Raw genomic sequence first — 12,521 nt, forward strand, 5'->3', positions numbered from 1 at the left:
CAATAAAGCTTGAAAGATTATACGATTAGGCGAGGTTGTTAGGCCTTGCACGACCGCGCTGTCGGGACTCCACCGGGACAACCCTTGCCAAATGTCCCCCGGCAAATAATGCAGCAGCCAGTGAATGGCCCGGAAGTAAGCATCAAAAGGCCTAAGCCAAAAATGTAAGGAGCAAAGCTGAGGGCTTTATCCAGCCAAGTGGAGGCTCCGGGCTGCTCCGTCTTGGCCGAAGTGCGGGCGCTGAAAGCGAGCTGCACTGCCTTACCTACCACCGCCAGCCAGCCTCCGGCAACGGTTAACTGCGCACTTAGATTTCCCGCCAGCAAGCTCGCCGCCTCCCGGGCCAGCAAAGTGCTGCTCGTCGCCAGAATCCAAACCACTAAAGCTAAATGAACCACGGCGCCCATTCTTCCCCACCATTCGCGCCGCTCGTCCGGAAAGTTGCGACCCAACAAGGCCATGCGCACCACTACGGTTAACACGATCATTTCCAAGACCAGGGGCAAGCCAATCGTAAAAGGCAAGTAATTCAAGACGCGCGCCGATAAGTGCTCTCGTAGCCACGCGGCCGCCCCCGAAGCAGATTTAACCGACAGAGGTTGTAAACTATTAAGCACTTTCCATACTACCACCAGAATTACTTCCCCGAAAAATGCTGCGACTACGCTGGAAAACGCAATGGCGATCCAAGCCTTGACGTAGTGAAACGAAGAAAATTCCGCGTCCTCACGAATCCGATAGAAGCAGCGGTCGTAGCGCCCAATCGCGGCGACCAGCAGTAAGGCTGCACTCGCTACTAGGGCCGCGGGTAGCAGCGCCAGCAAACCGGTGGTGAATCCTGGATAAGTCCAGTGAAAAAGAAAATTACTAACCAGGTACGCGTTCAGCATAGCCCAGAGCAGCAATCCCCCAACTATTCGAACAACCCACTTACTTGGTTGCTGTAACGGGGTCGCACGATACATCCGCATACCCAGACTCGCCAGGATCGCCGCCGGAAAGAGCAGGCCCAGGCTGACCAGGATTACTCGCCCCGGGTTAAGCTCAGCTTGGGGCGTCTCATTCCAGTGCAGCAGCAACCAACTGTGCAGCAGCACTGCCCCCAACGCTACCGTGGCGCCCAAAGCCAACACGATGATCAACTGATTCAGCAATGTGTTCCGCAACCACGTCATGCCCATAGTCCACGAGTCGGTGGAAAAGATGCTGGAGTTAGGCGTCAGGTAATTGCTGTACATACGCAACCAGCGGATTGGGCGCACCTCCTCGGCGTTGGGCACGGGGGATTTGGCGGGGCATAAGCGGTCTATTACCTTTTGAAAACAGCCCTCGCGTTTGATCCAGGCAGTTAACCACGAGCCTAAGTAACTACCGCCCGACACCGTGGAAAGATAGTCGATGCTTGGCAGGAGATTGGTGCTCGCCAGCCCCTGCATAATTCCCAAATTGTAGGTGGCAGTACGGATTCCTCCGCCTGAGAAAGCCAGGGCGCAGAGCATTAAATTATCGGCCCGCTGTTGCGGATCTACGGCCTCTGGCGCGCGCAGCCCGTAACTTGCCCGTCGATCTGAGATCTCGTTTAGCTCCCGGTTAAAGACCACTTCAAACGGCACCGCGCACTTGGCCTTAGTTAACGCGCGCTCGAGGGCCTCATCGTCGAGTAAGAGTTGATCTTGCGCGTTTTCAGTGCCAGTGATGAGAATGGCCTGATCGGCAATGCGTTCCGCAACATTGCCAGCCAGGCTGCTGGGACGCAAAGCATGCACCAAGGTGGGAATGTAGTCGAGCGCCGTAGCCAACTCTTTGCGATGGCTGGGCTGCTGGTATAGTATTGCGCGCAGAATTCGCCGCCAGTATTCGGGGGGTAAGCAACGGTGCTCGGGTAAGGAAGGCAGTAACAGCTTTCCGTTGGCCAGGGGGGAATCAAGGCCATTTGCGGGCTTAGTCCACAACAAGGCCAGTAATTCATCAACGGAAGATGTGAAGGCCGGGGTGGTAAAAACAAACGCTTCCTCCAATAAGGAATTGGTAACGTGCCTTCGCACAAATTCCAACAGGTTCAGGGTGTGGTTGATGAAATAACCGTCTTTATCCTTGTTTGACAGCGGGGCTTGCGCGGCCGCCAACCCATTGGCCGATTCAACCAAGGCGTGCGCCTTGGCCTGTAGCACGGGAATTGCGAGCAGAGTTGAACACAGTTCACTTATCTCTTCGGATTCACTGACTGCATTTCCTACTAAGACTATGTCAATAGCGCCCAGCTTGGGGTATGGGCTGTCGTACTCTAAATCCGGGGGGACAACGGTGGGCGGCAGCACGGCAATGGCGTCCTGTAAGAGCACTAAATACGTGGTAGCCCGGGCCGTTAACTCTGATACAGTATCCATATGCGTTTTAAGGAAAAAAGCAAAACGTATGCACAAAACTGCTCTTAGTTCAATCAGGAATAAGCTTAAGCTGTGGATTGTGAAACCCTAAGCCCGGTTTTCCTCTTCAACTCGATAACCATGCGCAAACCACCAGCCTGCCCCTTCTTCTTACCCGCGAGAAACAATTTTTCAGGGGCAGCTGTCAATCTGTTACTGTATTGATTACCAACTCAATAAAAATCAGTTACCTACGCTAGGGCTTCGTATGCTAGGCCGAGTTTTTTGTCATATTTAAAGACTTTGTAACCGGCGCCATTATAATGGTAAGCCAACACGCCCCAGTCCCTATTCTTGAGGGCCGTTGCCATAGGAGGCTTCGACTTGATAAAGAGCAACATGGCCGCTAACTGCTTGGCTTCTGATTGGCGAAAACCTTCAATCATCTCCTCGACCGTACTGTAACCACACGATTTATAGTTGAAGCCCATCATTTGCGGCAATCCCCAACTCGTGGCTAAATAAGCAGTATGCCGATCAATGCGACAGGCTGCATCAAAGGCTTGCCGCTCCCTAACTTGTCCTTCAACTTTATTGGCTTGTGTGATAGCCCAATCCTGCGTTAAAGTAATTTGTTCGGCTGTGGCCGTCCTTTTCATTACTGTTGCAGACGCTGAGGCGATTTTTTGCCTGAGGTCTTTAGGCAGCAAACGCCGAAACCAACTAGGCTCGAACTGAATCAACAGATAGCCAGTGGTCCGGTCATACCCACTACCCCCGGTTTCCACTTTGATGATGGCCCGAACTGCTCTAGGCTCAAAGCCTGCCGTCTCTGCGGCGGCCGCAAGTTGCTGGGGCGTTAGCTTTTTAGTCATAACAACGAAGGGTGAGAAACAAAGAAGAATGCCAGCTCTGTACAAGCCTTTGCAGACTAATAGCTGACTTGCAAAACTCATCTTGCTCGATAGGTTTATACTAATATAGAGATGCTTTTTAAACCTTGATAACTGTTCTGTTTAAGGAACTTACTTGGTTTATGTTCACCAAGACTTAACTAAATAATCAAAACCAACAAGGAGTTAGTGGCACCCGGTGTCGTGAGCTCGCGAACGACTTGTTCACGATTTTAAATGCCAACAGTCAGCGCAGGTATGGTTAAGAGATTGCTGGTACTTCTGGAAGAGTGCCTTTCTCTACTTGTGCGCATACAACTTTAAGAATCTTATCCTTATAGGATTGAACGGGAGTTATTTATTTCATTTAGTTAGGTAATAGTGAAAAAATATTTTTCATTGAGCTATTATCATTCTTGATCATAGCTCAATGAAAAAGCTCACTCAATAATATTTGCTTTCGATCAACTCAGCATCAGTGCTAGCACTGAAATCATATCTTAGGGACCCATATAATGCTACTAAGGTGGTCCAGTTAAGCCAGACAGAGTTGAGGTGGTCTAGCTAAGCCGGACAGCGTTGGGACGTGGTTTGGCGTTGAGATTCGAAATGGTTGGGAGTGAGATAGCCTAGGGCGGAATGTGTGTTCGGCGTTGTCGTAGGTAATGTAGTGGCTGATATCCAGTCGGGCTTCTTCTAGTCCAGAAAGCTTCCGCCGCCGAGCAGTTCCGTTTTCTGCCGGCTTTAAAACGATTCGGCGTGCGCATTGTCGTTGCCGTTGCCCCGCAGGCTCATGGATAAACAAGGCCCCGTATTGGGCCAGCAAGTTCTTAAAGCGGGAGGCCTCGTACTGGTTACCTAAGGTGACTATGAAGAGTATAAAGTGACAAGATTGGTTCGTTTCGCATTGCTGAATAAAATTATAATATGTATATTAATATATAATAAAGACTGCGAGGCCTGTTGTTGTGACGCTCATCAAGCGGATAGCGTGTTTAGAATCCTCCTGCAGGGCGTACGCCTGAGTAGTGGAGATGAGATAAGTATTTACAAGTGATCAGTTTCAGAGCTTTCTCATGCAGGATAGCGCAAAACGGTTCTTTACCAAGGACTTCACCTACGAGGATGTGATCCTGTACCTGTTTTGCTTTTTGCTGGTCGGATTTATTGCGTTCTATTTTACGAGTATCAATGAATCGCACGGGGTTGATTTCATGTCTTCCCATGACAAAGTCATGATGGATAAATTAGTTATTGAACCGATGCCAGGAGATAAACTGAGAGAAAACCTGATAAAAGCGCAGTTACAAATTGCTTATAAACGCTACGAACATGGGGCCCGCTTCGAGCACACCAATTCCTTAATCAAATTCATCGGCTTCTTGGTGGGCACCTTGCTCGCCATTCTGGGCGCGGTGGTGGTGGTCAAAGGGGTACGCGACAGCCCGATTGGGTTTGAGGCAGAGGGCTTAGAGCGTGCCAGAATCAAATTTACCGCGAGTTCACCCGGTGTCTTTTTAGCCTTTATAGGCGGCGGTATTATTGTAACGACGATCGTGCATACCATTGAGGCCGAGGTAGATGATCCGGTTATCAGCGTGCCAATCAATATGATGGAAGCTACGAGTGGTAAGACCGACACCACCCAAATAAAATGAGATACTCATGTGGAAAATGAAAGCTAGCTTCGTTGTTTTCGCACTTGCTCTTATGTCGCAGAGCACCGGATATGCGCAAGGCCCCTGCCCTGTAAATGTCCGAATGGAACAACGGTACAGTGTACTGGCAGCGGTCAAGTTACGTGGAGCCCTCCCAAGGGGAAGGTAAAGGGAGTTTCTTTGCCTGTGCCCTTGGAAACAGTTTTAGCTGGAATGCTTTACACGTTAAAGCCGGACGCAGAAAAGCAGTCCTATTTACTGAGTCTATCAGAGAAGGAGAGAGAATACATCGCCGAAAATAGTAGCACTATTCAAGCATCGGCAGCGAGCCTGCAAACTGAATTCAAAACGTATAATACCTTACAGATCACTAGCCCCGATAAATATAAACCGAGGCTGCAGAATACAAGGGATATAGAAAAGGCTACACCCTACAAAGGAGTAACCCCTACTAAAATCCGCTAGTGATTCCTTGTTGAACACGATGCGCCTAACCGCTGCTACAGCAAGGAAAACTGTTAACCACGTCCGAGAGGCCAGTGGGGCAGCAGGGTGGGCGCTGGCAACTGCCATAGCAAAAAGGCCTGCACTAACTGTTCCAGCTATAGGGCCAGAAGACTAGCTGTGCCCGAGTAGCTCCAATTGAACAAGGAACTAGAGGCACACGGTAAGTGTGCTGGAGCGAGTAGTGGCGGTGGAGACTTTCCTTGATCAACAACAAACCTGTTGGCAGCTGTAAGGCGTGTATCATTACTTGAGCGTGCGTTCAAGTAATGATACAAGGCTTTACGGGTTGTGACCGCTTTTCACACCTTAGTACCGACAATTGAGTGTTATCGGTACTAAGGTGCTGCAACCGAAACGGCTCAGGTATTCGGTAGCCATCCTGCCGGCAGACCGCCGATTGTCCTGGTCGGCCAGGCAAACAGTGAGCGAGGCGTCATCCGACCGCGTGCCGGCCGGCGGTCGGAAGCTGTAGTAGCCGCCATGCTTATTACTGGTTTCAGGTGTTTCTCTCCGCAGCCTTGTAAATCGTCGGTACGCCCTACGCCCGCCCCAGGAGCAGGGCTGGCACCCAGGCGTGACGGGGGGATGCACATCGACGGCGAAGCCACGTAGGCCGAGCTTGTTTTCATGCTGGAGGGAGGAGCAGATAAATCCCGGTCACCGTTGGCGCCTAGTGGGGGTTGGGGTTGGCCAAATCAACCGATCGGCGTAAAGCTGGCCTGAGGGCGCCACCCCCGTCAGCTGCCCCGCTACCCCGGCAACTGATCGGCAACATCGCTTGGCGAGCATGCAGCGAACGCGTATCTTGTTGAAGACCCATACCTATTCCTGCCATGACCTTGGTATCCTCGCCGGTGCGGCTAGGGGAGCTGGACATTGCCTCCCCCTACGACATCCTGTATCAGGTGGGCGAGTTGCTGGCGCGCCGCAATGCCGAGCACGAGCTTTTCCTTCCCGGCTTTTTGTCGGAAGTGGTCGTAACCTTGACCTTATGCCAGTGGGAAATAACCCTGCCCGGCACGCCCGGTACGTGGCGCCGCAATGCTTTGCCCCGGAGCAGGCGGCCCAGCAATTTGCTGAACTGCAGGGGAGCGCCTACAGGTGCTGCTGGGCGGTTACGGCCGCCTAGCGTACCAGTTGCTGGATCCCCAGTACCCGGGCTTCACCGACCAGTTGCTGGCGCAGTTGCTGCCCGCGCCGTTGCCGCTGGTTACCCGCCCCCGCCCGGCCGTGTACGATTTCAGCCGCGTGCTGCAGCTCTATGGAGTTTCGCTGGGAGTGGACACCCAGGAGCCGCAACTCGTATTTGCTGTCCCCACCGTCCCTGCCGAGCCCCCGACCGACGAGCAGCTGATGCTGGCCTGCGTGATTGTGTTCGGGGCACAGCTGAACCTTACCGCTTGGTTAACGCACTTAGCGGCCTGCGAACCCGCCCGGCCCCTGACGCAGTTGCTCGGAGCCTTGGCCCGCGGCGATCTGCACGAGCCAACCTGGGCGGGCGTGATTCCGAAGCTACTGGGCAGTGGGCGGGCCCAACAACGGGTACGCGAGCGTTTAACTGCTCAGCCTTGGCCCTTGAGTTTGCTGCTGAACCTGCTCGCGAATGCTTACGCGGCCCCCGGGCGGCTCGCGGAAATTCACGCTAGCCGATTGTTCTTCCGGCTCCTGCGCTCCGTGCTGGATAAACTCCCGGCGGGGCCGGCGGCCCCGCCGGCGCTGCGCGGCACGTGGGTGGCCAGCATCCTCGATGGCCTGGACGAATTAACGTGGCGGGCGGACGCGCAAGGCAATCCGGCCGCCTCCCTGCGCTTGGCGCAGATGGGGCAGCTCGTTTTGCAGCAGCTCCCAAGCCCAGCCGAGCCTGACCAAGCCGAAGCCTGGCTGGCCCGCGTGCAGGCGCAGGAACACCGCTGTAGCTGGAGTACGCTCTCGCCCGAGCAGGCGTTGGACAAGGCAACGGTGTGGAGCTTCAGTGGCTACGCCGGCACGGTGCGCTTGGCGGCAACGGCCTTTTGCGAGGTGGCCGCCGCCTGGTACACCCAAGGGCGGGTGAACAACCAACTTTGGAGCGCTTCTACCCATGTACTGGGGCGGCTGCGCCAAGGCCTGCGGCTGTGCTACGCCCTAAGTCAGCAGCAACCGCTTGCAACCGAAGAAGAGCAAGAAAACCAGCATTACCTGCTGACCTACCTGGTGGCCCACCTGCGAGAGGCGCAGCAAACGCTCCTGGGCCAGCTCGAGCGAATCCGCCCCCGAAGGCGGAGCTGCCCGGTTGGGCAGAGGCCATGCAAGGCCCGCTGCCCAAGAGTGCCGAACACACTTATTTGGTCCAGGAAGTTCGCTGGACGTCGTCGCTCGAGCAAACTCTGCGCACCTACGGCTACGGGCCGCAGGCACTGCAGTGCCTGGGGGAGATGAAGATGCTTGTAAACCGGCCGGCAGAAAACGTGCGTTGGGAAGCGAATACTCCCGCTTACTGGGCCGAAGAAGACGAGGTGTACCGACAGGTGCTCGCCGATTTGTTGTGGCAGGAATACCTGGGACACTTCAGTGCCTTTCACCGGGAGGACGGCACGCCGCTGGTTCCGGTGCCGACGGATCTGACGCAGGCAGAGAGATATGCCTACTACGAGGCGTACTTGGCCGCGCACCCCGAGGAGTTCACGCCGCCCGGGGTGTTGAACTTGGCACCCACGTTGCGCTCCATAGCCGAGTGCCGGGTGGATTACGAATTTCTGCTGGAAGCCCCGACGCTACCGGCGCGCACGCAGGCCTTGCGGGAGCTCCTGCAAGCGCCCGTTATGACCTATCTGCCGGGGCGTGACTTCGCGCCGGCGCCGGCGCCGGCAGTCGGGCGCTATACCCTCTACTGGCGCTACGAGCCCTTCCACCAGTACCCGGAGCCGGTGGGCAGTTGGGGCCTGCAACTGGGGATGCACTTGTCCCGGGTTTGCTTGAACGCGGCCCGCGACACCGGCTTCTTTTTCTATGATCTCGATCACAATCAATACATTTTAGGCCAGGTGGCGCTGGTGCGCAAGCAGCAGGGCCGCTGGACGCTGCAAGAGGAGGAGCCCAGCAAGGAAGGTTGGCCAGAAGGTGAGTCGTAAAGGTGATGAGCAGGTCCTAACCCGCGAGTTCTTCGCCGGCAATGGCTACGGCGGTACCCGCACATGCGCCAGGGGGCCGGGTATAATGGCCCGCGGCAAAGTTACCACCGGCCAGTTCAACCATACCCAGACGAGTCACATGCGGTTCCCCTGTCAGCTAGCGGATTTCTCCCCCTTACCGAAGGGGAATAATGCCTTCCTCCCTCTTACTTTGTTGGACTCTCAGCTGCTCTAGCTCCGCTGCAGGCCCTGCGTACCCGCATGGAAGATCCGTGGCCTTTACTTAAGCATGGATTGCTTAGCCCGTTTCAGGCAGGCAAAATTCCAAAGAACAGTTGTAAGAGGTTCAATCCTCGTTTAATTAGGTGAACCTAGCTGCGAGCAGCACCGGGTTTATTTCCTTGACCTGCTGGGTTGCTCTTGCGAGTTCTCAGTCCCTCGGCTATGAATGCCTCGACCGAAGAAAGGTATTCTAAAGCACAAAAGCATAATCCAGTTTAGTGGCACCAACCAACACTCATCTTAAATTCGACTAAGCTATAAATTGTACTGTTATATGTATAACATTGTGTTACCAGGTAATACTGTGTTATTACTGTTCCTGATGTCCTCTTTATTGCTCGCTTATAAAAAGTGGTTTTTCGTAGTAGCACAGGGTAGCTGCCGAAAAGCTCTACCGGCGTGGAACCGGGGTTGTTGGGTGAGTGCTTTGCCCAGGAAACGCAACCCGTAATGGCTGCGCTAGCCTTGATTTACTGGACTGGTTTATCTGCTAGCGCACCAGCTCGGAGTTAACCTCTTCCAAGGCTTGTACTTTGGCTAGTTGCTGTTTTAGGCAGGGATAAGAACCTGGTTGCAGCGCCGCCGGGAAGGCCTGGGCCCGAGCTAGCAGCCGTAGGTACAGTCCTGGGTAGCGCTGACGGCTCAGCCGACGCAGCGCCCGCAACTAGTCTTACCGGTAGTTGGTGATGATGAGGCGGCGGAAGTCGCCACGTACCAGCTCGGCAGTGACCATGATAGCGAGTTTTAAGACAGGCTTTTGAATGCTCTTCTCCAACCAAGTACGATAGAATCATTATGCTAGGGAATGCAATCAAGAGTTGTTGAGTCTGAAGCAGGTGTCGGAAATTACATGATATATTAGGCAGTACAGTACTGATAATCAAACGATTATTGATCGTAATGCGTATCGGAATTTAAAGTCATAATTGGAGCGTGAAAAGTCCAGTTGCTTGCTATCGAGAGGCTTCGGCTATGGCGCCGCTCAAACTCAGCCCTTTACCCGCCGACCTGCGGGAGTTAGCCTTGCGCCTTGTCGAGGCCGCCGCTCGCCTTTCGGGTAGCCTGCATCCGCGCACGGCGGCCGCTATTGCCACCTTTCTGCGCCCGGCCACTAGTTACTACTCCAACCTGATCGAGGGACACCACACGCATCCCCTTGACATTGCCCGCGCCCTACAAGGCAACTATTCTCCCGATACCCGCAACCGGTCGTTGCAACTGGAAGCGAAAGCTCATATCGCCGTACACGCTCGCCTCCCAGAACTGCTAGAGAAAGCGGAGAACAATCCTTACTCCGAAACCTTCTGGCGGTCCCTGCACCACTCGCTTTATGAGTATCTGCCCGACGAGTTTCAATGGACGACTACGGTCGAGGGCAACCGACTACCCGTTCTGCCCGGCACGATCCGCACGAGAGAAGTCCAGGTCGAGCAGCACATCGCGCCCGCAGCCGCGGCGTTGCCTACGTTTATCCGACGACTAGAGGATAGTTATCAGCCCCACTACGAGCATGACCGGCTGGCGCGGATCGTACAGATTGCCGCTGCCCACCACCGACTGGCGTGGGTGCACCCGTTCCTGGACGGCAACGGGCGGGTGGCGCGCCTGTTCAGTGATGCGGCCTTTCGAACGGCAGGACTGGCCGCCGAGGGGCTGTGGTCGATGTCGCGCGGACTCACCCGCGCAGAAACCGCTTATAAGCGGGCCTTGGCCGCTGCCGCTGCCCAGCGGGAAAATGATTACGATGATGGGCGCGGGAATTTGTCGGAGCGCCAGCTGGCTGACTTCTGTCGGTACTTTCTGGAAGTGGCCCTATATGACCCGCGGGCTCGCGATTGACGGGATGCTCAGTCGTTTACAGGGGCTGGTGCAGCTCATGCGTCTTAAGCGCAAGTGGCGGTCGGAAACCTACTATGTGCTGGAGGCAGTGTTTTTAAAGGGCAGTATTGCCCGCCGCGAGGTAGAGCGGCTAACGGGGCTGTCGGACAAGACCGCCAAGATATTAGCCACGCAACTCGTGCAAGCGGGCTTGCTGGCAACTGAAACAACCGCACTTGGCCCCTACCGGGCGGCGTATCCCATTGGTCTGGCACCCGCGCTTTTTCCCGGCCTGTATACCGCCGGCAAAGAGATCGACATGCTAAATGTGGACTAAGAGAGCCGGGTCGAGTTGGCCGTTAACCAATTGAAATTCAAGCTGGCAAAGTTGCGTTAGCAACCGCGCTTTAAAGCCCCGGGAATAGGGCTTTAGGACTGCTCGGAAGTGAGGTAACTTAGCGCAGCCCCACCATTTTTAGGAATAGGCCCCGGGGTTCTTATCGGCCTTGACTTTGCCGGTTTTCAGCTGATAAGTAAACTTGAAAAGTTGGTCGAGGTGCTTGGAATCACCGAGGATGGTGGCCACCAATTGGGGTTGCGTTATACCTAGCCCTTCCAGGTGCTGCCGGGCCGTGAAGGCGCGGGCATCTTCGGCCGGCTGTTCAAAGGGAATCGGCAGCTGCTGGGGATGCTGGCGGGCGATGGTAAAGCGCACCGCATCGTAGGCCCGCCCTTTCTTGAGCAGCTCGTAGTCGATTTTCAGGTCGGTGTGCTCACTAACTTGACGCACCGCGATGTCGAGCACCCGGGCTTTGAGTTGACTGATGTTCTGGAAAAGCTCCGGCTCCTTGCCCTTGGGATCCTTGAGGTGGAGCATCTGCTTGAAATCATCCAGAGGATACGTGCGCGTTGCCGTTTTATCTTTCCACTGACTCACGAGCTGGTAGATGCGCTTGGCGTACTTGCTGCTCAGCTTAAGGGCCGAGTGCAGCTGGTAAGAAGTGAAGTTCTCTTTGAGGTTAAACAAGTAAGGCCGGATGGGCGCCGCCAACTGAATCTGCAAACAGCCTTTGCCTTTGATGTACTCCACCCGCTGGAACATCCACAGCTGCTGATAGGTGCGCTCGCTTTCCACTTCAAACATGCGGGAACCCATATCAGCGGTGGCTTCGCGCAGCTGCTGGTAGTTCCATTGCCGCCCCGTCAGCGCTTCCACATCCTTGACGTAGATGGTATACTCGTGATCGGGCGTATCATCCCGCCGCAAGCGGGAAAGCAGGTAGAAAAAGATATCCAGCTGGCAGGCCGTGTAATCGTACCGGGCTTGGGTGATGGCGTTATGCTGGCGGACGACGGGAGTGGGCTCCACGAGCTCCACCGCAATTTCTTCAAGCTTCATAAGCTGAGTGTAAGGACGCAACGGTACTGCAAGTATAAGAAATAAAATAAAAAACCACAGTGGTAATTCAACGTGGTTTTTAACGTATAAAACGTGGTCGTCGGGCGTATAAAACGTGCGAGTTCACGTATAAAACGTGGTAATAAAAGGTATAAAAAGTGGTTTTTCGCTTATGAAACGTGGTTTTATGCCATTATATGCTGCTGAATGTCAATGCGTTATGAGCCCTACAAATAGACAAATACTGACAAATAATTCACAAAGGTTGTTGTAGCATTTAAAAAGTGACCATTGGTGATAGGAAACAGAGTCCCACCCCCAAACAAAATAACAACAATGACGGGGAGGCAAAAAACGTTCGAAGTAGTGGATTGCACTATTACAATAATAACTTTGTTTATTCAAATTTAATCTCACGTTTTATAAGTGATCCTAGGTATTGGGGCCACTACGGTGCTCATTTTTTATTTACCACGTTTTATAAGCCA

The 12,521-nt window shown here is 54.1% G+C and carries 13 protein-coding genes; 7 read left to right on the forward strand and 6 right to left on the reverse strand.

The features are described 5' to 3' along the window. Positions 1-38: 38 nt before the first annotated feature. Positions 39-2,387 carry a hypothetical protein gene (locus MUN86_RS26485; protein WP_245126802.1) on the reverse strand — a complete coding sequence of 783 codons (2,349 nt, stop codon included), beginning with the start codon at positions 2,385-2,387 and terminating at the stop codon, positions 39-41. Positions 2,388-2,617: 230 nt separating this feature from the next. Then, positions 2,618-3,322, reverse strand: a complete 705-nt coding sequence (locus tag MUN86_RS26490) for an N-acetylmuramidase family protein (RefSeq protein WP_245126803.1) — start codon at positions 3,320-3,322, stop codon at positions 2,618-2,620. Positions 3,323-4,335: 1,013 nt separating this feature from the next. Between MUN86_RS26490 and MUN86_RS26495 the strand changes: the two genes are divergently transcribed. Then, entirely contained in the window at positions 4,336-4,917 is a 582-nt protein-coding gene (locus MUN86_RS26495) for a hypothetical protein (RefSeq protein ID WP_245126804.1), read from the forward strand. Positions 4,918-5,109: 192 nt separating this feature from the next. Continuing rightward, positions 5,110-5,382 (forward strand): hypothetical protein, encoded by a 273-nt coding sequence (locus tag MUN86_RS26500; RefSeq protein WP_245126805.1) that lies wholly within the window; start codon positions 5,110-5,112, stop codon positions 5,380-5,382. A gap of 401 nt (positions 5,383-5,783) precedes the next feature. Here the strand turns inward: MUN86_RS26500 and MUN86_RS26505 are convergent, their stop codons facing one another. Further along, a complete protein-coding gene (locus MUN86_RS26505) occupies positions 5,784-6,053 on the reverse strand; it encodes a hypothetical protein (protein ID WP_245126806.1) in 270 nt (89 codons plus the stop codon). A 362-nt stretch (positions 6,054-6,415) separates the two neighbouring features. On the opposite strand from MUN86_RS26505, the gene MUN86_RS26510 reads away from it, so the two are divergent. From MUN86_RS26510 to MUN86_RS26520, 3 genes are read left to right on the forward strand one after another with little or no spacing between them, the layout of a single operon-like run. Continuing rightward, entirely contained in the window at positions 6,416-6,553 is a 138-nt protein-coding gene (locus tag MUN86_RS26510; RefSeq protein ID WP_245126807.1) for a hypothetical protein, read from the forward strand. Positions 6,554-6,561: 8 nt separating this feature from the next. Next, a complete protein-coding gene (locus MUN86_RS26515) occupies positions 6,562-7,842 on the forward strand; it encodes a hypothetical protein (protein WP_245126808.1) in 1,281 nt (426 codons plus the stop codon). Beyond that, positions 7,839-8,534 carry a hypothetical protein gene (locus MUN86_RS26520; RefSeq protein ID WP_245126809.1) on the forward strand — a complete coding sequence of 232 codons (696 nt, stop codon included), beginning with the start codon at positions 7,839-7,841 and terminating at the stop codon, positions 8,532-8,534. The genes MUN86_RS26515 and MUN86_RS26520 overlap by 4 nt, the downstream gene beginning before the upstream one ends. A 16-nt stretch (positions 8,535-8,550) precedes the next feature. On the opposite strand, the gene MUN86_RS31425 is transcribed toward MUN86_RS26520, so the two are convergent. Beyond that, positions 8,551-8,673, reverse strand: coding sequence for a hypothetical protein (locus tag MUN86_RS31425; protein ID WP_280640665.1), 123 nt, complete (start codon positions 8,671-8,673; stop codon positions 8,551-8,553). 633 nt (positions 8,674-9,306) lie between these two features. Continuing rightward, positions 9,307-9,480, reverse strand: a complete 174-nt coding sequence (locus MUN86_RS26525) for a hypothetical protein (RefSeq protein ID WP_245126810.1) — start codon at positions 9,478-9,480, stop codon at positions 9,307-9,309. A 308-nt stretch (positions 9,481-9,788) separates the two neighbouring features. Here MUN86_RS26525 and MUN86_RS26530 point away from each other — a divergent pair, with 308 nt between their 5' ends. Together MUN86_RS26530 and MUN86_RS26535 are read left to right on the forward strand one after the other, a co-directional pair. Beyond that, positions 9,789-10,655 carry a Fic family protein gene (locus MUN86_RS26530; RefSeq protein ID WP_245126811.1) on the forward strand — a complete coding sequence of 289 codons (867 nt, stop codon included), beginning with the start codon at positions 9,789-9,791 and terminating at the stop codon, positions 10,653-10,655. Between the two features lie 4 nt (positions 10,656-10,659). Then, positions 10,660-10,971 (forward strand): Fic family protein, encoded by a 312-nt coding sequence (locus tag MUN86_RS26535; protein ID WP_245126812.1) that lies wholly within the window; start codon positions 10,660-10,662, stop codon positions 10,969-10,971. 138 nt (positions 10,972-11,109) lie between these two features. Here the strand turns inward: MUN86_RS26535 and MUN86_RS26540 are convergent, their stop codons facing one another. After that, positions 11,110-12,033: a replication initiation protein gene (locus MUN86_RS26540; RefSeq protein WP_245126813.1), complete on the reverse strand. Its 924-nt coding sequence runs from the start codon at positions 12,031-12,033 to the stop codon at positions 11,110-11,112. Positions 12,034-12,521 lie beyond the last annotated feature (488 nt).

Source organism: Hymenobacter volaticus (genome assembly GCF_022921055.1).
Classification (GTDB): domain Bacteria; phylum Bacteroidota; class Bacteroidia; order Cytophagales; family Hymenobacteraceae; genus Hymenobacter; species Hymenobacter volaticus.